This is a genomic window from Pseudomonas linyingensis, assembly GCF_900109175.1.
GTDB classification, from domain to species: domain Bacteria; phylum Pseudomonadota; class Gammaproteobacteria; order Pseudomonadales; family Pseudomonadaceae; genus Geopseudomonas; species Geopseudomonas linyingensis.
Window position 1 is genome coordinate 25,017 of the sequence record NZ_FNZE01000008.1, and the last position, 18,475, is coordinate 43,491.

An 18,475-nucleotide genomic window follows, 5' to 3' on the forward strand; every position below is an offset into this window, starting at 1 on the left:
CCACCACGGTCGAGAGCAAAGCAGTCGGGCAAACACCGGGCTGTATGGCCGGTGCAGGTCATCAGGAAGTCCCCGACGGCAGCGCCCTTGGCGCCACCGTCGGGGGAGCAGCCAGCGCTTATTGCTTGGCTTCGACTTCCGCCTCGACGCGGCGGTTGATCGCGCGACCTTCCGCGTTGGCGTTGTCAGCCACCGGACGGCTTTCGCCATAGCCAACCGCGTCCACGCGATCGGCGCTCACGCCATACTCGTTGACCATCACGTCACGCACGGCGTTGGCACGCCGCTCGGACAGCCGTTGGTTGTAGGCGTCCGGGCCGACCGAGTCGGTGTGGCCTTCGACGGTAGTGGTGGTCTGCGGGTATTCACTCATGAAGTCGGCTACGGCCTTGATGTCGGCCTTGCTTTCCTCCTTGACCACGGCCTTGTCGAAGTCGAACTTGACGTCCAGCTCCACGCGTACCGGCGCGGCGGCTTCGGGCATCGGCTCCGGCTCCGGCGCTGGGGCAGCGGCTACCGGAAGCGGACAGCCACGCTCATCCACCTGGGTGCCCCTCGGTGTGTCGGGGCACTTGTCCTCCTTGTTCACCACGCCATCGCCGTCGGCATCGCCATGCACCCAGCAGTAGGCCGCGCCGGTGAGGGCGCCGATACCCAAGCCACCGGCGGCCCAACTCGCGCTTTCGATGGCGCCCAGTCCCGCGCCCACCACACCGCCGACTGCCGCGCAGGGCGGCCAGTCGCTCTGCACCAGGCCAGCACAACCCGACAACAGGCCGCTAGCCAGAACCAGGGGGACAGCTGTTCTTACTATTCGCATATCTGGTGCTCCTGGATTGATCTGGAGTACTACTCGCTTTGACGGCCGTATAGGCGGATCAATATCTGCAGTGTTGCACCGGAAGTAATGCTGTCAAATTGCCTACACGGTTTTTGTCGGCAATCGGCTGCATGCATTGCTGGCGAGAGCGTCCTTCGTCATGCCACAGCTGACGAATGAGCAGCGGGTGAGACCATGGCGGTCGGCAAGCACCAGTGGGCGCGAGAAGCGGGGCGGCTCCAGACCACTACAAGATGCGGTGATCTCCTCTAGTAGATAAGGTGAAATAGGTAGCCGCCAAGAGATCCCAGTCTTGGCGCGAGGTTGGGAGAGGCTGCCGGTTTTCCCGAGCGTACCAATCAGAGCGTGGCCCACATGGCTTCCCGGGGTACGGCTTCCGCGGGGAGCGTGCGTGGCTGGGAGCGTCGCGCTGGTTCGGTGGCCTGCAGCTCTGCCCGGCTGGCGGTGGCATCGGTCTTGAAGGTGGCTACCAGCTCTTTCATCCGGCCAGCCTGGTTTTCCAGAGCCGCGACGGCGGCGCGGGACTGTTCGACCAGGGTGGCGTTCTGCTGGGTTGTGCTGTCCAACTGGTTGATCGCGGTATTGATCTGGCCGATACCGGCGCTTTGTTCGCGAGTGGCGCTGGCGATTTCCTGCATCAGGCTGGAGAGCTGGCGGATCGAAATCACGGTTTCGCGGATGGTCTGGCCGCTGTGCTCGGCCTGGCGCACGCCGTGGGTGATCTTGCTGCCGGTTTCCTCGATGAGGGTGCGTATTTCGTTGGCTGAGGCCGCGCTGCGGCTGGCCAGCATGCGCACTTCCGCGGCGACCACGGCGAAGCCGCGGCCCTGTTCGCCGGCGCGAGCTGCCTCGACCGAGGCGTTTAGGGCCAGGATATTGGTCTGGAAGGCGATGGTGTCGATGACGGTGATGATGTCATTGATCTTCTGCGAGCTGGTGGCGAGCTCCTGCATCAGCTGGATGCTCTGCTCGACGTCCCTGCCGCCGCTCTCCGCGGTGCGCGCCGCGGAGGCAGCCAGGCGGTTGGCCTGCTCGGTGGACTCGCTGTTCTGCTGAACCAGCGCGGTAATCTGCTCCATGCTTGAAGCCGTCTGCTGCAGGGCGGCAACCTGCTCGTCGGTGCGGGCGGACAGCTCCTGGCTGCCGAGGAACACCTCATGGGCACCAGTGAACACCTGCTCGCTGCTGTCGTGCAGCGAGCTCACCAGTGCCGACAGTTTCTGGTTGGTTTCGCTCATGGCCTCGAGCAGCAGGCCGGTTTCGTCGTTGGGATTGCCGAAGATGGTCTGAGTCAGGTCACCTTCGGCAACGCGGCGGGTCGCCTCCAGGGCGTGGTGCAGGGGGACGGCAATACTGCGAGTGATGCGCACGGCCATGATCACGGCGATCAGCAAGGCCAGCGCCGCGAAGGACAGCAGGCCGACCAGGGCGTTGCGATGCTGCTGGGCGATCTGATCGCTCGCGCCACCCACCCGCGTGATTGCTGCCTGGTCGATGGCGGCCGCCAGTTCATCCAGTTGCTGGATCTCGTCGTTGAACTGGCCGAAGACCATATCGGCAATCGATGGGTCGGTTATTTCACCAGCATCGATCCGGACGAAAACGCCGGTGAAGCCACTGTTGTAGGCATCCAGCAGGGAGCCAGACTTCAGGTACAACTCGCGCAGTTCCTCATCAGGGGCCAGTGCAGCCCCTTCCTTGAGAGTGTCGGCCAGAGCCTGCTGGCTGTCGTCCCAGCGTTGTTTGTAGGTCCGCACGGCCTGCGGATTGTTGACGTTGAGGAAGATGTCCTTTTCGGCGCGTCGGCCCTCGAGGCTCAGACGACGAACTTCGGCCGCATTGTGCGACAGGGCGACGTCAACCTGGAGCATCTGGTTGGCGGTGCGTCTCTGCGCCTCGAGGCCATACAGGCCGACGGCCGTGGCCGCGGCGAGCAGCAGCGCGATGGAGCCAAAGGCAACGCCCAGGCGGGCACCAATTTTCAGGCGGGATAGCATCCAGAATTCCACAATCGACCAAATGATGTCGAATTGATATCACTCTGTCGTTGCAGTTTGGTGACGGTGGCAGGCCTGCGAGGCTCTGCAATCAGCTGCTAGCGGATTTCGGTGGGGGGTCAGGCGCGAGAGGCGATGCTGCCGAGGCTGCCGCGCCGGGCCTGGCCGTCGCTACCGTAGAGCCCTTGGCCGGCGGCTTCGTGGAGGAAGTTCAGCATGCGCTGGTTGTATTCCAGTCGGTTGCGGATGCTCTCGCCGTTCAGCCGGTTGAGCTGTTGGGCGCGACTGGCCTGTTCGAGCAGTTGCTGCCAGGTCGCCAGGCAGCCTGCATCTGTGGCAGCGCGTTCGGCCCCCTGGTGGTCATCGCCATAGCCGAGCCGGCTTTGCGCGTACTGACGCTGGGATTCCATCCGCTCGATCTCGTCCAGCACGGCCTGTTTGCGTGCGGCCAGTTCGCTCAGGCGCGGGCCGTCGACCTTGCCTGCGGCCAGCAGCAGGGCTTCGCCTTCGAGCAGCTCGATGAACTGCGCCACGGTGGCGGATTGGCGGGCGAGATGTTTATCCAGGCTCATGCGGGCTCCGCAGCGGATGGGTCAGTCTTGATCGAGTTGTTCACGCACGCTGGCGATCAGGCCGTCGGCAATACGCTCGGCGCTGATCTGCAGGCGGCCCTCGAGAATTGCCCGGCGAATTTCGGCGACGCGTGCTGGGTCCACATCCTGGGCCGCATTTTTGCTGCCGGCGTCGCTCAGGTGGCTGACCGTCGATGACGATTCGGCCTGGGGTTTGGCCTGGCTGCGCTGGGTTTTGGCGCTGGCTTCTTTGCCTTCCGCCGCTGCCGGACGGGCCGGCGGGTGAGAGCTGTCGATTTTCACGGGATATCTCCCTTGCATGGGGTCTGTCTGCACTATCGGCCGTAGGCGGGCGGACTTGAGTCGGCTGGGTGGGCAGAAGTGCGCATTTGTTCGCAGATTATGCACTCCATGGTCGGGTTCTAGAAATCGACGCTCAACAGATTCCGGCCGCTGACTCGGGCGCGGACGACCTCGCCCCCTTCGCTGCGGATGCGGACCTCCTCGCCCATTCCGCCTTTGTCCAGGGCAGTACCGTCGCGACTGACGACGAAGCTGCCGGCGCGCGCCTCAACCTTGACCCGTGCGCCGCGCATCACCAGTGGCACGCTGCGCAAGGCATTGCCCGGCAGCGGGCTGCCCATCGGCAGGGCTCGGGTGAGTTCGCGGCCAAGAGCCTGTTCGACGTCGAGTACGGCATGGCGCGGCAGGCGCCCGAGGTCGCCGTGACGCAGTTCGATCATATTGGCGTTCAGCACCTCGCCGGCGACCAGGGCGCGGCGCGTCACCGGGTATTCGGCACTGATCGCAACCGTGGCCTGCAGGTGACGGGTTCCCGTCCCGGTGCAACGCACGCCGACTGTCACGCGCCCGGTCAGACGCGACTCGGGATGTGGCAGGAAAGGTTGTGGATCCGCGCAGGGCGGCAGTTGGGCCGCAATGGGGTGCACCACCACGCTGACCTGTCGGCCGGGGCCGGCGGCTTCACGGGCAAGCAGTTCGCGCACCCGGACTTCCATAAGCTCCTGCTCGGCCGCCTGGGAGACGGGGTGGTGCCCCAGCAGGGCGATCAGGAGCGCCAGCAATCCACGAGGCCGGGCGCAGAACAGGTGGGGCAGGGCGCGGCGGTGAGACGGCATTGCGATGGCCCGGGAGGGGGAGGAGCCGCAATTCTAGAGCTGCAGGTCTGTTGGCAAGGCTGAAATTGGCCGTTAAATACCGGCCTGTTCAGGCCTTTGCGTTGGCGGGGCGCCGCCTATTCTGTGCACTGAATCACTTTTACTTGTGCGCGGAGGTCGCCCGCATGATCGACAAGCTCGACGGTGCATTGCGCATGCATCAGCTGGCGCTGGGGCTGCGTGCCGAGCGCCAGCAGGTGCTGGCCAACAACATTGCCAACGCCGATACGCCCAGTTTCAAGGCGCGTGACTTCGACTTTGCCGCAGAACTGAGCAAGGCCGCGCAAGGCGGGCAGGGCCTTGTGGGTGGACAAGGGCTGCGCACTACCGATGCCCGCCATCTGAGTGCACGCCTCGAGGGGCTGGCCAGTGAGCGCGAGTTGCTTTACCGCATGCCGGCGCAGCCCAGCATGGATGGCAATACGGTGGATATGGATTTCGAGCGCGGCCAATTCGCAGACAACGCAGTGCGCTACCAGACCAGTCTGACGCTGATGAACAGTCGTATCCAGGGGCTCAAGTCGGCCCTGCAGCCCGAGTAATCCGCCATGTCGATGTTCAATATCTTCAATATTTCCAGCTCTGCGCTCAGCGCGCAGTCGCAGCGCATGAACGTCACCGCCAGCAACCTGGCCAACGCCGACAGCGTGACCGGCCCTGATGGTCAGGCCTACCGCGCCAAGCAGGTCATTTTCGAGGCCCAGGGCGGTGACAGCCAAGGTGTTGGCGGTGTGCGCGTGGCGCGGGTGATTGATGACCCGGCGCCGATGCGTCAGGAGTATCGCCCTGGTCATCCGCTGGCCGACGAGCGCGGTTACGTGAGCATGCCCAACGTCGAGCCGGTCAACGAGATGGTCAACATGATCTCCGCCTCGCGCTCCTACCAGGCCAACGTCGAGGTGATGAGCACCAGCAAGCAACTGATGCTCAAGACCCTGACCCTGGGCGACGGCTGAGGAACGCTGCCATGAGTACCACTATCGACAGCTCGATCATCAGTTCGATCAACGGGGGCGCCTCGGCGACCGCCAGCGAGAAGCAGAAGGCCGAAGACCTGCGTTCCAACTTCATGACCCTGCTGGTCACCCAGTTGCAGAACCAGGATCCGCTCAAACCGATGGAAAACGCGGAGATGACCTCGCAGCTGGCGCAGGTCAACACGCTGAGTGGCATCGAGGAGTTGAACGAGACGCTGCAGGGCATCACCGGGCAGATCGATGCCGGGCAGACCCTGCAGGCCTCGGCATTGATTGGTCGCGGTGTGCTGGTGCCCGGCGAGCGGGTACTGGTCGGCAGTGGCGAGACCACCCCGTTCGGTATCGAACTGGCGGCGCCGGCCGATCAGGTCAAGGTCAGCATCTACGATGGCGGCGGCCAGTTGGTGCGTCAGTTCGACCTCGGTGCGCTGCAGAAGGGGGTGGAGTCGTTCGTCTGGGACGGCACCCTCAATGACGGCAGCACGGCACCGGATGGTGCCTATCGGGTCGCCATCGAGGCCAGTGCGGATGGGCAGGCCCAGCAGGCGACCGTTCTCACCTATGCCCAAGTGGGCGGCATCAGCACCGGCAACAACGGTCCGCTACTGGATCTGGGCGCCACCCTTGGCCGGGTCGGCCTGCAGGACGTTCGTCAGATCCTTTAACCGCCTTTTTCATACGGATACGCGTGGCAGGCTGAAGGCCGCTGCGCCAGGGGAGTGAAGTCAATATGGGCTTTTCGCAGGCACTCAGCGGTCTCAACGCGGCCTCCAAGAACCTCGATGTGATGGGCAACAACATCGCCAACTCGCAGACCGTGGGCTACAAGAGCGCGAGTATGCAATTCGCCGACGTGTATGCCGGCGCCAAGGTTGGCCTGGGTGTCAGCGTGGCTGCGATTCAGCAGAACTTCAAGGATGGCAACCTGGAGGCTACCGGGCGCAATCTGGACCTGGCCATCAGCGGGGGAGGGTTCCTGCGCTTTGACCAGGGCGAACAGATCGTCTATGCGCGCAATGGCCAGCTGACCATGACCCCGGACGGGTACCTTGAGAACGCCCAAGGCGGTCGCCTGACCGGCTACCCGGGCGCAGCCGGCAACGGTGGTCAGCTGCAGCAGCTGAACGTCTCGGCGGCCGGCCTGCCGGCCAAGGCGACCACCGAGATCAAGGCCACCCTGAACCTGGACGCCACCCTGCCGAGCCTGGATCCGGCCGCTTTCGATCCGGTCAAGTCCAGCACATACTCCTATGCCAACGGCGCCACCGTGTTCGACTCCCAGGGCGCACCGCAGACGCTGACCCTGTACTTCATCAAGACCGGGGTCAACGCCTGGGAGGTCAAGACCGCGCGCGCCACGCCCGCGGGCCAGGAGTTCTCCGTGGATAGCACCCGGCTGACTTTCGACAGCAACGGCCTACTGGCCAGCAGCACGGCGATCACGACCGCCGCGGATGGCACCGTGACCGCCGGGCCGGTCGAGACTCCCTACTTCCCGACCCCGATCAGCTTTGCACTGACCACCGGCGCCAACGACCTGAACTTCAAGCTTAACGTCACCGGCAGCACCCAGTTCGCCAACGAGTTCGAGCTCGGCAGCCTCAATCAGGACGGCTTCACTTCCGGCAGCCTGGTCGGCATCTCAGTGGACAAGAAGGGCCAGATCATCGGCAACTATTCCAATGAGCGCACCCAGGTGCTGGGCACCATCGCAATGGCCAACTTCCGCAACCCCGAGGGCTTGACCCCGGTGGGCGGCGGCTGGGTGGAGACGGCTGACTCGGGCCAGGCACTGGTCGGCGAGGCCGGCACCGGCCTGTTCGGCGACGTCGAGTCGGGCGTGATCGAGACCTCCAACGTCGACCTGACCAAGGAGCTGGTCAACCTGATCATCGCCCAGCGCAACTTCCAAGCCAACGCGCAGACCATCAAGCTGCAGGACGAAGTGCTGCAGCAGGCCGTGAACCTGCGCTGAGGAGTCTGACCGATGGATCGCATCCTCTACACGGCCATGAGCGGCGCTCGCTCCAGTCTCGAGCAACAGTCCGTGGTCAGCCACAACCTGGCCAACGCCTCGACGCCGGGCTTCCGTGCCCAGCTGGCAGTCATGCGCGCCGAGCCGGTCGGCGGCGACGGTCTGGCGACCCGCACCCTGGCGGTGGCCAGTGCGCCGACCGCCGACTTCAGCCCCGGGCCGGTCGGCAGTACCGGGCGCGAGCTGGATGTGGCCATTCAGGACGGCGGCTGGCTGGCCGTTCAGGCAGCCGATGGCAGTGAAGCCTACACCCGCCGCGGCGACCTTCAGGTGGATGCCAACGGCATGCTCAGTGTGCTGGGGCGTCCGGTGATCGGCGACGGCGGGCCGTTGACCGTGCCGCTGGGCAGCTCCGTGAGCATCGGCAGCGACGGCACCCTGAGCGCGATCGGCGAGGGCGAGGCACCGGACAGCATTGCCGAGGCGGGGCGTCTGAAACTGGTATCGGCAGCGCCCGGCAGCCTGGTGCGTGGCGAGGACGGTCTGTTCCGCAGTCAGCCGGATGCCAATGGCGTCGGCATGACCCTGCCCGCCGACGAGAACCTGCGCCTGGCCTCCGGTGCGCTGGAGGGCAGCAACGTCAGCCCGACTGCGGCCATGGTGGCAATGATCGACAACGCCCGGCGCTACGACATGCAGATGAAGGTCATCGGCAGCGCCGACGAAAACGCCCAGCGCGCCAACAGCCTGCTGTCGCTGCAGGGCTGAGTCCTGGCGAACCCATTCGGAGAAACATAATGATCAGATCGCTGTGGACGGCGAAAACCGGCCTGGAATCCCAGCAGGTGCAGATGGACGTGATTGCCAACAACCTGGCCAACGTCAGCACCAGTGGCTTCAAGCGCTCGCGCGCGGTGTTCGAGGACCTGCTGTACCAGAACCTGCGCCAGCCCGGTGCGCAGAGCACGACGCAGACCAACCTGCCCTCGGGGCTGCAGATTGGCACCGGCGTGCGCCCGGTGGCCACCGAACGCCTGCACAGCCAAGGCAACCTGCAGAACACCGAGAACTCGCGTGATCTGGCGATCAACGGCAACGGCTTCTTTCAGGTGCTGCTGACCGACGGCAGCACCGCCTACACCCGCGACGGCAGTTTCCAGATCGACCAGAATGGCCAGATGGTCACTGCCAGCGGCTACCCGCTGGAGCCGGCGATCACCATTCCCGAGAATGCCCTGTCGGTGACCATCGCCCAGGATGGCGTGGTTTCGGTCACCGAACCGGGCAGTACCCAGAGCCGCGAGGTCGGCCAGATCACCCTGGCCACCTTCATCAATCCCACCGGCCTGCAGAGCACTGGCGAGAATCTCTATCTGGAAACCGACAGCTCGGGGCCGCGCAACGAAAGCACGCCTGGCCTCAATGGCGTGGGTGTCCTGTATCAGGGCTATGTCGAGACCTCCAACGTCAACGTGGTGGAGGAGATGGTCAGCATGATCCAGACCCAGCGCGCCTATGAAATCAACAGCAAGGCCGTGCAGACCTCCGACGAGATGCTCGCCCGGCTGACCCAGCTGTAATGAGGGGGGCGAGCATGCGGTCATCCCTCGGGCGTCGGGCGTTGCTGGTCGCGCTGCTGCCGTCCCTGCTGCTGAGTGGCTGTGCTCAGTTGCCGCGCGCCTCGGTAGTCAGTGAGCAGGAGCAGGTGCGGATTCCCGAGCGACCGCCGGGGCAGGGGAATGGCTCGATTTACCAGGCGCGGCACGGTTTCCAGCCGTTGTTTGAGGATCGCCGTCCGCGCATGGTCGGCGACATTCTCACCATCGTCCTCAACGAGCAGGTCAGCGCCAGCAAGAATGCCGCCTCCAACGCCAGTCGCAACGGTTCGGCCAGCCTGACGCCGATCACTGTGCCGGACAAACTCAGCGAGCTGTCCGAATGGGCCACCGAGCTGGAGGGCGACAACCTCTTCAGCGGCAGTGGCGGCTCCAAGGCCAACAATTCCTTTGCCGGCACCATTACCGTTTCGGTGCTGGAGGTGATGGGCAACGGCAATCTTCGGGTGCGTGGCGAGAAGCAGATCGCCATCAACCAAGGCACCGAGTTCATCCGCTTTTCCGGGGTGGTCAATCCACGCACCATCACCGGGCAGAACACCGTGCCTTCGACCCAGGTAGCCGATGCGCGCATCGAATACGTCGGCGACGGCTACATCAACGAGGCCCAGAACATGGGCTGGTTGCAACGCATCTTCCTCAATGTCTCGCCGTTCTGATGGGCGAGAGCCGGAAATCGTCATGAAACTGTCCATTCTGGATCTTCTACGCCCCTCCCTGGCGTTGCTCGGCCTACTGCTTGGCCTGAGCGGCGCCGGTGCTGCTCAGGCCGAGCGCCTGCGCGATCTGGCTGAATTTGCCGGCGTGCGCAGCAACGCCCTGGTCGGCTACGGCCTGGTGGTGGGCCTGGATGGCTCCGGCGACCAGACCATGCAGGCACCGTTCACCGGCCAGAGCCTGACCAACATGCTGTCGCAGTTGGGCATCACCGTGCCGCCGGGCACCAACATGCAGCTGCGCAACATCGCCGCGGTGATGGTCACCGCGCAGCTGCCGGCTTTCGTCCGGCCGGGGCAGGCTCTGGATGTGGTGGTGTCCTCGGTCGGCAATGCCCGCAGCCTGCGCGGCGGCACCCTGCTGATGACCCCGCTCAAGGGCGCCGATGGCGAAACCTATGCGCTGGCCCAGGGCAACCTGCTGGTTGGCGGCGCCGGGGCCGAGGCCGGTGGCAGCAGCGTGCAGATCAACCAGCAGGCCGGCGGGCGGATCAGCCGCGGCGCCACGGTCGAGCGCGAGGTGCCGCTGCAGCTCGGCAACGAGCGCGGCGTGCTCGAGCTGCAGCTCAAGCAGCCGGACTTCGGCATGGCGCAGCGGATGGTCACGGCGATCAACTACGCCTTCGGTCGCACCGTGGCCAGCGCCCAGGATGGCGGGCTGATCCTGCTGGATGCACCACGCGATCCCAATGGCCGGGTCAACTTCATGGCGCGTCTGGAGGGACTGGATATCAGCCCCGGCGAAGTGTCGCCCAAGGTGATCATCAACTCGCGCAGCGGCGCCGTGGTGCTCAATGGCACGGTGACGCTGCAGAACGCCGCGGTGGCGCATGGCAACCTGTCGGTGGTGATCGACAACCAGCCCAGGGTCAGCCAGCCGGCGCCGTTCAGTGAAGGTCAAACCGTGGTAGTCCCCGATGCGCAGATCACCGTCGAGCAGCAGGGCACAGGCCTGCGCATGGTGGCGCCGAGCACCAACCTGCTCGATGTGGTCAAGGCGCTGAATGCGCTGGGCGCCACGCCGCAGGACCTGATGTCGATTCTCGAAGCGCTCAAGGCTTCGGGTGCGTTGCGGGCGGAACTGGAGATCATCTGATGAGTGTTGGCGATCTGGGCAGTCAGTTTGCCCTCGACCTGCAGGGTATCCAGCGTCTCAAGCAGACAGCCCGCCAGGATCCGGAAAACGGCCTGAGGGAGGCCAGCAAGCAGTTCGAGGCGCTGTTCTTGCAGATGATGCTCAAGAGCATGCGCGAGGCCAGCCCCCAGTCGGGCCTGCTCGACAGCGAGCAGAGCCGTTTCTACACCGAGCTGCTCGACCAGCAGCGTGCACAGCAACTGGCCGGCAATGGCCTGGGGCTCGCTGAGCAACTGGTCCAGCAGCTCAGGAGTCAGCCGGGGATGGCTGGCGAGCCGGCGACCGGAGCGGTGCGCGATGGCCTGATAGCCGGTATCCCGCGTGGCACGCCGCGCCCGCTGTACGGAGCATTGCAGCCGGATCCGGCGGCTGGCAGTACCCCGCTGGCCCGAGCGGTCGTCAGCCGCGTCGAGCCGATGAGCCGCCCGGCTACGCTACCACGCGCCGAGAGCGTCTCCGTGGATGGTGTCGGTCGCAACACCGGTAGCGGACGCGCGAGCCATGTCGAGTCCTTCGTCGACCGCCTGCAGGCACCGGCTCGCGCCGCCAGCCGCGCCAGCGGCGTACCGGCCGAGCTGATCCTCGCCCAGGCCGCACTGGAAACCGGCTGGGGGCGCCACGAGATCGCCACCGCCAGCGGCGCCAACAGCCACAACCTGTTCGGCATCAAGGCCGGGGCTGGCTGGCAGGGAGCGACCACCGAGGTGCGTACCACCGAGTATGTCGAAGGCCAGGCACAGAGCCGGGTCGAGCGATTCCGCGTCTACGAGTCCTTCGAGGCCGCCTTTACCGACTATGCACAGCTTATCGGCAACAATCCGCGCTATGCCGGCGTGGTCAGCGCCCCCGATGCCCAGCAGGCGGCACGCGCCCTGCAGCGTGGCGGTTACGCCACAGATCCGGCCTATGCCGACAAGCTGATCGCGGTAATGGCGACCCTCGCCCCGTACGATCCGGCGCGCCAGTTGGCGCAGCTCTGACCCGGCGCTGCGGAGTCTGCAATGTGCGGCCCGTCACGCCAGCGGCTCTCAAGATCGTGGCGGCGCTGCCGATAACCTGAGCAAGGTTGAACAGGAACGGCTTCAATGAGCATCTTCTCCATCGGCGTCAGTGGCCTCAACAGTGCGCAGACCGTACTGGCGACCACCAGCAACAACATCAGCAACGTCTATACCCCCGGCTACAACCGCCAACTGGCCCAGGTCGGCGAGCGCTTCGCCGGCACCGGCGTCGAGGTGGTGAACATCGAGCGCCAGTTCAACCAGTTCATCGCCAATCAGCTCAACCGCAGCAACGGTGTCGCCGGCGCCTTGGACAGCTACTACGCCCAGGTCAGCCAGATCGACACCCTGCTGGCCGACCGAGAGGCTGGTCTAGCGCCGCTGATGAGCAACTTCTTCTCCGCCCTGGAGGATGTGGTGGCCTCGCCTGCCGACCCGGCCGCTCGCCAGGGAGTGCTGGGCGCCGCGCAGACGCTGACCGGCCAGTTCCGCGCTTTCGAGGGTTACCTGAGCGACATGCAGACCAGCATCAGCGGTCAGCTCAAGGATCAGGTCAGCCAGATCAACAACACCGCCGGCCAGGTCGCCAACCTCAACCGCGAGATCGCCATGGCCAAGGCCAAGACCGGCGAGGCGCCCAACGGCCTGCTCAACATGCGCGACCAGTTGGTAGCCGAGCTGAGCCAGCGCATCGACGCGCGGCTGACGGTCCAGGACGGCGGCAGCTACAACCTGACCCTGAGCAACGGCCTGAGTCTGGTCAGCGGCACCAGCAGCTTCAAGCTCGAGGCGATGCGCGCCTCCGAGGATCCCAGCCGCTTCGTGGTCGGCTACCGCGATCCGGGCGGCAACCTGGTGGAGTTCCCCGACAGCACCTTCAAGGACGGCGAACTGGGCGGGCTAATGACCTTCCGCCGCGAGACCCTCGACCGCACCCAGGGCCAGCTCGGCCAGCTGGCGGTGTCGCTGGCGGTGGCCTTCAATCAGCAGCATGCCGAGGGCGTCGACCTCTACGGCGAGGCCGGCGGCGACTTCTTCACCATCGGCCAGCCGGTCAGCTTCAGCAACACCCAGAACCGCGGCGATGCAGTGCTGAGCGCCAGCTACGATCCGGCCGCGCTGGGCAGCCTGACCGCCAGCGACTACGACGTCAGCTGGAGCGAGACCGACGGCTACAGCGTGGTGCGCCGCGATATCGGCACCACGGTGGAGGCCAACCACGACAGCGCCAACGGCACCCTGAGCTTCGGCGGCATGACCGTGCAGCTCAGCGGCACCCCCGCCGAGGGCGACCGCTTCCTGATCCAGCCGACCCGCTCCGCAGCAGCGCGTCTGGCCAACAACCTGACCGACCCGGCGCGCATCGCCGCCGGCCAGCCGGAAGGCGGCAGCGGCGCTGGCGACAACCGCAACGCTCTCGAGCTGCAGGCGCTGCAGGGCCGCAGCCTGGTCGGCGGCCAGGCCACCCTCAACCAGGGCTACGCGGCCATCGTCAGCGACATCGGCAACCGCACCAACATCGCTGCCGCCAACCTCGGCGCCCAGCAGGGTCTCAGCGAGCAGCTCGGTGCGCTGCAGCAGGCCGACTCGGGGGTCAACCTCGACGAGGAAGCCGCCAACCTGATCCGCTTCCAGCAGTACTACCAGGCCAACGCCAAGGTCATCGAGATCGGCGCGACGGTCCTCGATACCCTGCTCGGCATTCGTGCCTGATCGACCGGAGTAACGCAGCATGCGCATCAGCACCCTCACCATGTACGAGCAGAGCCTCAACTCGCTGAACCGCCAGCAGGGCGACTTCCTCAAGACCGGCCTGCAGATTTCCAGTGGCCGCCGCGTGGTCAACCCCTCCGACGACCCGCAGGCCGCCTCGCTGGCGGTGGGCGTCGCCCAGGCCAAGGCGGTCGACCAGCAGTTCGCCAATGCCCGGGTCAGTGCGCGCAACAGCCTGTCCCAGGAGGAGAGCGTGCTGAGCAGCAGCGCCGACTTCATCGTCCGCGCTCGCACCCTGCTGGTGCAGGCCGGCAACGGCACCCTCGCCGATGCCGACCGCAACGCCATCGCCCAGGAACTCAACGGCATCTACCAGGGCCTGCTCGGCCAGGCCAACTCCCAGGACGGCAGTGGCCGCTACCTGTTCGGCGGGCACCAGGACGGCACCCCGCCCTTCGTGCAGGACGCCGACGGCCGGGTCGGCTACGTCGGTGACGACGGCGTCAAGGCCCAGCAAGTCGACTCGGCGCGGCTGATGCCCAGCGTCGACAACGGCCGGGCCATCTTCGCCAGTGCTGAGGATGCAGACCTGTTCGGCGCGCTCAAGGACACCATCGACGTGCTCAACACGCCGGTGGCGGACGAGGCCGGTCGCGAGAATCTGCGCACGGTGCTGGCTTCCTCCGGCAAGGCGCTGGACAAGGGCTTCGACAACGTCCTCGCCGTGCGCGCCTCGGTGGGCGCGCGGCTCAACGAGCTGGACGTGCTCGACGTGGTCGGCAGCAACCGCATGCTCAACTACGAGCAGGTGCTCTCCGACCGCCTGGATCTCGACTACAACAAGGCGATCTCCGAGTACACCCTGCGCCAGGTCGGCCTGCAGGCGGCGCAGAAGACCTTCGTCGAGGTGCAGAAGCTGTCGCTGTTCGACCGACTGTAATCAGGACGCCAGCGCCAGGCTGTCGACGAACTGGCGCAGGAACTGCAGCCCTCCGCCGAACAGACCTTCGAGGAAGCGGCCGAGGTCGTTCATCAGCACCATCATCAGCACCATGCCGACGAGCAGGGTCAGCGGGAAGCCGACCGCGAACACCGTCAGCTGTGGCGAGGCGCGGTTGAGGATGCCCATCGCCAGGTTGATGGTCAGCAGCGCCGCCACCAGCGGCAGCGCCAGCAGCAGCCCCGAGGCGAGGATGCTGCCGGCGTAGCGCACCAGTGTGATGCCGGCCGCCGGATCCAACGCCTGGCCGATGGGCAGACTGGTGAAGCTGGCGGCGAGGATCTCCAGCACGATCAGGTGGCCGTCGAGGGCGAGGAAGATCAGCAGGCTGATCATGTATAGCAGCCGCGACAGGATCATGGTGTTGGTGCCGGTGTCCGGGGCGAAGAAGGTGGCGAAGCCCAGGCCCATCTGCAGGCCGATGATCTCGCCGGCGGCCTGCACCACGGCGAGGATTACCCGCATGGTCAGCCCCATGGCCACGCCGATCACCATCTGTTCGATGACGATGCCCAGGCTGGTCCAGGACACCAGCGGTACCGTCGGCAGTGGCGGCAGGGTCGGTCCCAGCACCACCGCCAGCAGTACGGCGAGGCCGATCTTGGCCTGGGTCGGCACGCTGTCGTGGCCCCACAGCGGCGAGGCGGCGAGAAAGGCGGTGAGGCGCACGAACGGCCAGAAGAAGGCAGTCAGCCACTGCTGCAGCTGGGCGAAGTCGACCTCGACCATGCTAGCCGATCATCAGCGGGATATTGCTGAACAGCTCACGGGTGAAATCGACGATCAGCTTGATCATCCATGGTCCGGCCAGCACCAGTACGGTGAACACCGCGAGGATCTTTGGAATGAACGACAGGGTCATTTCGTTGATCTGCGTGGCGGCCTGGAACAGGCTGATCAGCAGGCCCACCAGCAGAGCGGTGAGCAGCAGCGGGCCGGCCATGAACAGGGTGATGCGCATGCCCTGGTAGGCGAGGTCCATGACCGATTCGGGTGTCATTGCACGTCTCCGTGGAGCGGGATCAGGTGTAGAAGCTCTGCGCCAGCGAGCCGATCAGCAGTTGCCAGCCATCCACCAGCACGAACAGCATCAGCTTGAACGGCAGCGAGATGGTTGCCGGCGGCACCATCATCATGCCCAGCGCCATCAGTACGCTGGCCACCACCAGGTCGATGATCAGGAACGGAATGAACAGGGTGAAGCCGATCTGGAACGCGGTCTTCAGCTCGCTGGTGACGAACGCCGGCAGCAGCACGCGCATCGGCACCTGCTCCGGCCCCTCGATGTCGCCGATCTGGGCCAGGCGGGCGAACAGCGCCAGATCGCTCTCGCGGGTCTGGCCGAGCATGAACTCGCGAAACGGCTGGCTGCCGGTCTCGATGAACTGCTCGAAGTTGATCTCGTCACGAGCGAACGGCTGCCAGGCTTGTTCATGCACCTTGGTCAGCACCGGCGACATGACGAAGAAGGTGAGGAACAGCGCCAGGCCGATCAGCACCTGGTTGGGTGGTGTCGAGGGGGTGCCGAGTGCGGTGCGCAGCAGGCCAAGGACGATGATGATGCGGGTGAAGCCGGTCATCATCAGCAACATGGCCGGCAGGAAGGCCATCGAGCTGAGCAGCAGCAGGGTCTGCAGGCTCAGTGACCACTGCTGGCTGCCGTCGGCCAGCGGTTTGCTGACGATACCGGGCAGGCCGGTCTCGGCCAGGGCGATGCCCGGCAGGGCGGCGGCGAGCAGCAGTGGCAGCAGCCAGCGCAGGGCGCGCCGCGGGCTGGCAGTGGTGTGGGGCATTGGCTTCATGCCTCGTTGGGCTGGCTGGCGGTTGCCGGATTGCGGCGCAGGTTGTGCCTGAACGCCATGGCCAGGCGCTCGGCGAAGGTGCCGTCCGGCAGTGCGCTTGCTGCCGGCGCGGCGCTGGCGGGTGCCGGCAGTTCGTGCAGCTTGCTGATCTGTCCGGGGGCGACGCCGAGCACCAGCCAGGTGCCGGCCACCTCGACGATCACCACCCGCTCGCGCTGGCCCACTGCGGTGCTGCCGAGCACCTTCAGCGGCTGGCCGGCGAGGTTCTGTCCCGCGTTCAGGCGGCGCAGCAGCCAACTGCACAGCAGGATCAGGCCGATCACCAGCAGCAGGGCGAGGCCGGTCTTGCCCAGCGCGGCCAGGCCGAGCAGGGCTTCGCCCTCGGCGGCGCTGCTGGCGGCGATCTGTGGGGTGGCGGCCAGGCTGCTCATCGGTTGAGCTTCTGCACGCGTTCGGAGGGGGTGATGATTTCGGTGATGCGGATGCCGTACTTGTCGTCGACCACCACCACCTCGCCCTGGGCGATCAGGTAGCCGTTGATCAGGATGTCCATCGGCTCGCCGGCCAGGCCTTCCAGTTCGATCACCGAACCCTGGGCCAGCTCCAGCAACTGCTTGATGGTGATGCGCGTGCGGCCCAGCTCCACGGTGAGCTTCACCGGGATGTCCATGATCATTTCCAGGTCGCGCATGCTGCCGCCGCCGGCGCTCTTGTCCAGCGGCTTGAACACGCTTTCCCCGGCGCTCTTCACATTGGGCGCGGCAGGTGCGGCGGAAGCCTGTTCGGCGAAAGCGGCAGCCCAGGGGTCGTCCTCGACGGCCGGCGCGCTCTCCGCCTGTTCGGCCATGGCGCTGGCCCAGTCGGCATCGAGGCCGGATTGCTCGGGAGAATTGGGATCAGTCATTGTTGGAGTCCTTGGCGTCGGGCAGGGCGCCCTTGGCGAACAGATCGGCGGAAACCTTGGCGGACGGCGGCGTGTGGTCGATCAGGCGGGTGACCCGCAGGGCGCGCAGGCCGCTCTGGCTGCCGTACTCGCAGTGCATCACCGGCACACCGTCGACCCTTGCGGTGACGATGTCGGGCAGCTCGATGGGCAACACGTCGCCGACCTTGAGCGCCATGATCCGCGCGATGCTGGCGGGGATGTCGACGAAGTCGGCAATCAGCTCCACCTGCGACTGGCGGATCTCGCCGGCCATGCGCTGGCCCCACAGGCGATCCTCGGCAGGGTTGCTGTCGGTCAGCGGGCCGTTGAGCAGTTCGCGCAGTGGCTCGATCATCGAATAGGGAATGCAGATGTTGAAATCGCTGGCCAGGTTGCCGACTTCCAGGTGGAAGGTGGTGTTGACCACGATCTCGTTGGGCGAGCTGGTGATGTTGGCGAACTTGACCTGCATTTCCGAGCGCAGGAAGTCGATCTCCAGCGGGTAGACCGCGCGCCAGGAGTCGGTGTAGGCATCCAGCGCCAGGCTGAGCAGGCGGCGAATGATGCGCTGCTCGGTGTTGGTGAACTCGCGGCCTTCGTTCTTGGTGACGAAGCGCCCGTCGCCGCCGAACAGGTTGTCGACCACCATGAACACCAGGCTAGGCGGGAACACCACCAGTGCGGTGCCGCGCAGCGGCTTCATGGCGATCAGGTTGAGGTTGGTCGGCACCGGCACGTTGCGGGCGAACTCGCTGTAGCTCTGGTAGCGCACGCTGTCCACGGTGATGTCGGCGCTGCGCCGGATCAGGTTGAACAGGCTGGTGCGGAAGCGTCGGGCAAAGCGTTCGTTGATGATTTCCAGGGCAGGCAGGCGGCCGCGGATGACCCGATGCTGGGTGGCCGGATCGTAGGGGCGCACGCGCGGTCCGCCGGGCGTCTCGCCGGGCTGGGCCTCTTCCTCGCCGTTGACACCCTTGAGCAGGGCGTCGATTTCTTCCTGCGAAAGCAGGTCGCTCTGGGCCATGGG

Annotated in this window: 22 protein-coding genes; 11 read left to right on the forward strand and 11 right to left on the reverse strand. The window is 65.8% G+C overall.

Going from position 1 to position 18,475, the window contains the following annotated elements; translation table 11 throughout:
- Positions 1-118: 118 nt before the first annotated feature.
- The 5 genes from BMZ19_RS11135 to flgA all read right to left on the reverse strand — a co-directional run bounded on the left by BMZ19_RS11135 (position 119) and on the right by flgA (position 4,549).
- Positions 119-820 carry a PA1041 family peptidoglycan-binding anchor lipoprotein gene (locus BMZ19_RS11135; RefSeq protein WP_090310873.1) on the reverse strand — a complete coding sequence of 234 codons (702 nt, stop codon included), beginning with the start codon at positions 818-820 and terminating at the stop codon, positions 119-121.
- Positions 821-1,179: 359 nt separating this feature from the next.
- Positions 1,180-2,838: a methyl-accepting chemotaxis protein gene (locus tag BMZ19_RS11140; protein WP_090310875.1), complete on the reverse strand. Its 1,659-nt coding sequence runs from the start codon at positions 2,836-2,838 to the stop codon at positions 1,180-1,182.
- Positions 2,839-2,957: 119 nt separating this feature from the next.
- On the reverse strand, positions 2,958-3,410 hold the full coding sequence (locus tag BMZ19_RS11145) for a flagella synthesis protein FlgN (RefSeq protein WP_090310877.1): 453 nt from the start codon (positions 3,408-3,410) through the stop codon (positions 2,958-2,960).
- A 21-nt stretch (positions 3,411-3,431) separates the two neighbouring features.
- The gene (gene flgM, locus BMZ19_RS11150) at positions 3,432-3,713 is read right to left on the reverse strand and encodes a flagellar biosynthesis anti-sigma factor FlgM (protein WP_212633218.1); all 282 of its coding nucleotides are present in this window, start codon (positions 3,711-3,713) and stop codon (positions 3,432-3,434) included.
- Between the two features lie 119 nt (positions 3,714-3,832).
- Complete coding sequence (flgA, locus tag BMZ19_RS11155; protein ID WP_090310880.1) at positions 3,833-4,549, reverse strand: flagellar basal body P-ring formation chaperone FlgA; 717 nt, start codon at positions 4,547-4,549, stop codon at positions 3,833-3,835.
- 164 nt (positions 4,550-4,713) lie between these two features.
- On the opposite strand from flgA, the gene flgB reads away from it, so the two are divergent.
- The 11 genes from flgB (at position 4,714) to flgL (ending at position 14,661) form a co-directional block, all read left to right on the forward strand.
- Positions 4,714-5,130 carry a flagellar basal body rod protein FlgB gene (flgB, locus tag BMZ19_RS11160; RefSeq protein WP_090310882.1) on the forward strand — a complete coding sequence of 139 codons (417 nt, stop codon included), beginning with the start codon at positions 4,714-4,716 and terminating at the stop codon, positions 5,128-5,130.
- Between the two features lie 6 nt (positions 5,131-5,136).
- A complete protein-coding gene (gene flgC, locus BMZ19_RS11165) occupies positions 5,137-5,544 on the forward strand; it encodes a flagellar basal body rod protein FlgC (RefSeq protein ID WP_090310886.1) in 408 nt (135 codons plus the stop codon).
- Between the two features lie 11 nt (positions 5,545-5,555).
- Complete coding sequence (gene flgD, locus BMZ19_RS11170) at positions 5,556-6,230, forward strand: flagellar hook assembly protein FlgD (protein ID WP_090310888.1); 675 nt, start codon at positions 5,556-5,558, stop codon at positions 6,228-6,230.
- A 65-nt stretch (positions 6,231-6,295) separates the two neighbouring features.
- Positions 6,296-7,540 (forward strand): flagellar hook protein FlgE, encoded by a 1,245-nt coding sequence (gene flgE, locus BMZ19_RS11175; protein ID WP_090310889.1) that lies wholly within the window; start codon positions 6,296-6,298, stop codon positions 7,538-7,540.
- Between the two features lie 12 nt (positions 7,541-7,552).
- Positions 7,553-8,308 carry a flagellar basal body rod protein FlgF gene (locus BMZ19_RS11180; RefSeq protein ID WP_090310891.1) on the forward strand — a complete coding sequence of 252 codons (756 nt, stop codon included), beginning with the start codon at positions 7,553-7,555 and terminating at the stop codon, positions 8,306-8,308.
- Between the two features lie 29 nt (positions 8,309-8,337).
- Positions 8,338-9,120: a flagellar basal-body rod protein FlgG gene (gene flgG, locus BMZ19_RS11185; protein ID WP_090310893.1), complete on the forward strand. Its 783-nt coding sequence runs from the start codon at positions 8,338-8,340 to the stop codon at positions 9,118-9,120.
- A 14-nt stretch (positions 9,121-9,134) separates the two neighbouring features.
- Positions 9,135-9,815 (forward strand): flagellar basal body L-ring protein FlgH, encoded by a 681-nt coding sequence (locus tag BMZ19_RS11190; RefSeq protein WP_090310896.1) that lies wholly within the window; start codon positions 9,135-9,137, stop codon positions 9,813-9,815.
- Positions 9,816-9,837: 22 nt separating this feature from the next.
- Positions 9,838-10,968: a flagellar basal body P-ring protein FlgI gene (locus BMZ19_RS11195; RefSeq protein ID WP_090310898.1), complete on the forward strand. Its 1,131-nt coding sequence runs from the start codon at positions 9,838-9,840 to the stop codon at positions 10,966-10,968.
- On the forward strand, positions 10,968-11,987 hold the full coding sequence (gene flgJ / locus BMZ19_RS11200) for a flagellar assembly peptidoglycan hydrolase FlgJ (RefSeq protein WP_090310900.1): 1,020 nt from the start codon (positions 10,968-10,970) through the stop codon (positions 11,985-11,987). The genes BMZ19_RS11195 and flgJ overlap by 1 nt, the downstream gene beginning before the upstream one ends.
- A 105-nt stretch (positions 11,988-12,092) precedes the next feature.
- Entirely contained in the window at positions 12,093-13,721 is a 1,629-nt protein-coding gene (flgK, locus tag BMZ19_RS11205) for a flagellar hook-associated protein FlgK (protein ID WP_090310903.1), read from the forward strand.
- Positions 13,722-13,740: 19 nt separating this feature from the next.
- Positions 13,741-14,661, forward strand: coding sequence for a flagellar hook-associated protein FlgL (gene flgL / locus BMZ19_RS11210; protein ID WP_090310907.1), 921 nt, complete (start codon positions 13,741-13,743; stop codon positions 14,659-14,661).
- Here flgL and fliR read toward each other — a convergent pair whose 3' ends face one another.
- From fliR to fliM, 6 genes are read right to left on the reverse strand one after another with little or no spacing between them, the layout of a single operon-like run.
- Positions 14,662-15,450 carry a flagellar biosynthetic protein FliR gene (gene fliR, locus BMZ19_RS11215; protein ID WP_090310909.1) on the reverse strand — a complete coding sequence of 263 codons (789 nt, stop codon included), beginning with the start codon at positions 15,448-15,450 and terminating at the stop codon, positions 14,662-14,664.
- 1 nt (position 15,451) lies between these two features.
- Positions 15,452-15,721, reverse strand: coding sequence for a flagellar biosynthesis protein FliQ (gene fliQ, locus BMZ19_RS11220; protein WP_090310910.1), 270 nt, complete (start codon positions 15,719-15,721; stop codon positions 15,452-15,454).
- A 22-nt stretch (positions 15,722-15,743) separates the two neighbouring features.
- The gene (fliP, locus tag BMZ19_RS11225; protein WP_090310912.1) at positions 15,744-16,514 is read right to left on the reverse strand and encodes a flagellar type III secretion system pore protein FliP; all 771 of its coding nucleotides are present in this window, start codon (positions 16,512-16,514) and stop codon (positions 15,744-15,746) included.
- Between the two features lie 5 nt (positions 16,515-16,519).
- Positions 16,520-16,954, reverse strand: coding sequence for a flagellar biosynthetic protein FliO (gene fliO / locus BMZ19_RS11230; RefSeq protein WP_090310914.1), 435 nt, complete (start codon positions 16,952-16,954; stop codon positions 16,520-16,522).
- Complete coding sequence (gene fliN / locus BMZ19_RS11235) at positions 16,951-17,427, reverse strand: flagellar motor switch protein FliN (RefSeq protein ID WP_090310915.1); 477 nt, start codon at positions 17,425-17,427, stop codon at positions 16,951-16,953. Before fliN ends, fliO begins: the two co-directional genes overlap by 4 nt.
- Entirely contained in the window at positions 17,420-18,472 is a 1,053-nt protein-coding gene (gene fliM / locus BMZ19_RS11240) for a flagellar motor switch protein FliM (RefSeq protein ID WP_090310917.1), read from the reverse strand. The genes fliN and fliM overlap by 8 nt, the downstream gene beginning before the upstream one ends.
- Positions 18,473-18,475: the final 3 nt, after the last annotated feature.

Bases quoted from the DNA above. Each gene is read 5' to 3' on its own strand.
- BMZ19_RS11135 (WP_090310873.1), bottom strand. From the start codon at position 820: ATGCGAATAGTAAGAACAGCTGTCCCCCTGGTTCTGGCTAGCGGCCTG.
- BMZ19_RS11140 (WP_090310875.1), bottom strand. From the start codon at position 2,838: ATGCTATCCCGCCTGAAAATTGGTGCCCGCCTGGGCGTTGCCTTTGGC.
- BMZ19_RS11145 (WP_090310877.1), bottom strand. From the start codon at position 3,410: ATGAGCCTGGATAAACATCTCGCCCGCCAATCCGCCACCGTGGCGCAG.
- flgA (WP_090310880.1), bottom strand. From the start codon at position 4,549: ATGCCGTCTCACCGCCGCGCCCTGCCCCACCTGTTCTGCGCCCGGCCT.
- flgB (WP_090310882.1), top strand. From the start codon at position 4,714: ATGATCGACAAGCTCGACGGTGCATTGCGCATGCATCAGCTGGCGCTG.
- flgC (WP_090310886.1), top strand. From the start codon at position 5,137: ATGTCGATGTTCAATATCTTCAATATTTCCAGCTCTGCGCTCAGCGCG.
- flgD (WP_090310888.1), top strand. From the start codon at position 5,556: ATGAGTACCACTATCGACAGCTCGATCATCAGTTCGATCAACGGGGGC.
- flgE (WP_090310889.1), top strand. From the start codon at position 6,296: ATGGGCTTTTCGCAGGCACTCAGCGGTCTCAACGCGGCCTCCAAGAAC.
- BMZ19_RS11180 (WP_090310891.1), top strand. From the start codon at position 7,553: ATGGATCGCATCCTCTACACGGCCATGAGCGGCGCTCGCTCCAGTCTC.
- flgG (WP_090310893.1), top strand. From the start codon at position 8,338: ATGATCAGATCGCTGTGGACGGCGAAAACCGGCCTGGAATCCCAGCAG.
- BMZ19_RS11190 (WP_090310896.1), top strand. From the start codon at position 9,135: ATGCGGTCATCCCTCGGGCGTCGGGCGTTGCTGGTCGCGCTGCTGCCG.
- BMZ19_RS11195 (WP_090310898.1), top strand. From the start codon at position 9,838: ATGAAACTGTCCATTCTGGATCTTCTACGCCCCTCCCTGGCGTTGCTC.
- flgJ (WP_090310900.1), top strand. From the start codon at position 10,968: ATGAGTGTTGGCGATCTGGGCAGTCAGTTTGCCCTCGACCTGCAGGGT.
- flgK (WP_090310903.1), top strand. From the start codon at position 12,093: ATGAGCATCTTCTCCATCGGCGTCAGTGGCCTCAACAGTGCGCAGACC.
- flgL (WP_090310907.1), top strand. From the start codon at position 13,741: ATGCGCATCAGCACCCTCACCATGTACGAGCAGAGCCTCAACTCGCTG.
- fliR (WP_090310909.1), bottom strand. From the start codon at position 15,450: ATGGTCGAGGTCGACTTCGCCCAGCTGCAGCAGTGGCTGACTGCCTTC.
- fliQ (WP_090310910.1), bottom strand. From the start codon at position 15,721: ATGACACCCGAATCGGTCATGGACCTCGCCTACCAGGGCATGCGCATC.
- fliP (WP_090310912.1), bottom strand. From the start codon at position 16,514: ATGCCCCACACCACTGCCAGCCCGCGGCGCGCCCTGCGCTGGCTGCTG.
- fliO (WP_090310914.1), bottom strand. From the start codon at position 16,954: ATGAGCAGCCTGGCCGCCACCCCACAGATCGCCGCCAGCAGCGCCGCC.
- fliN (WP_090310915.1), bottom strand. From the start codon at position 17,427: ATGACTGATCCCAATTCTCCCGAGCAATCCGGCCTCGATGCCGACTGG.
- fliM (WP_090310917.1), bottom strand. From the start codon at position 18,472: ATGGCCCAGAGCGACCTGCTTTCGCAGGAAGAAATCGACGCCCTGCTC.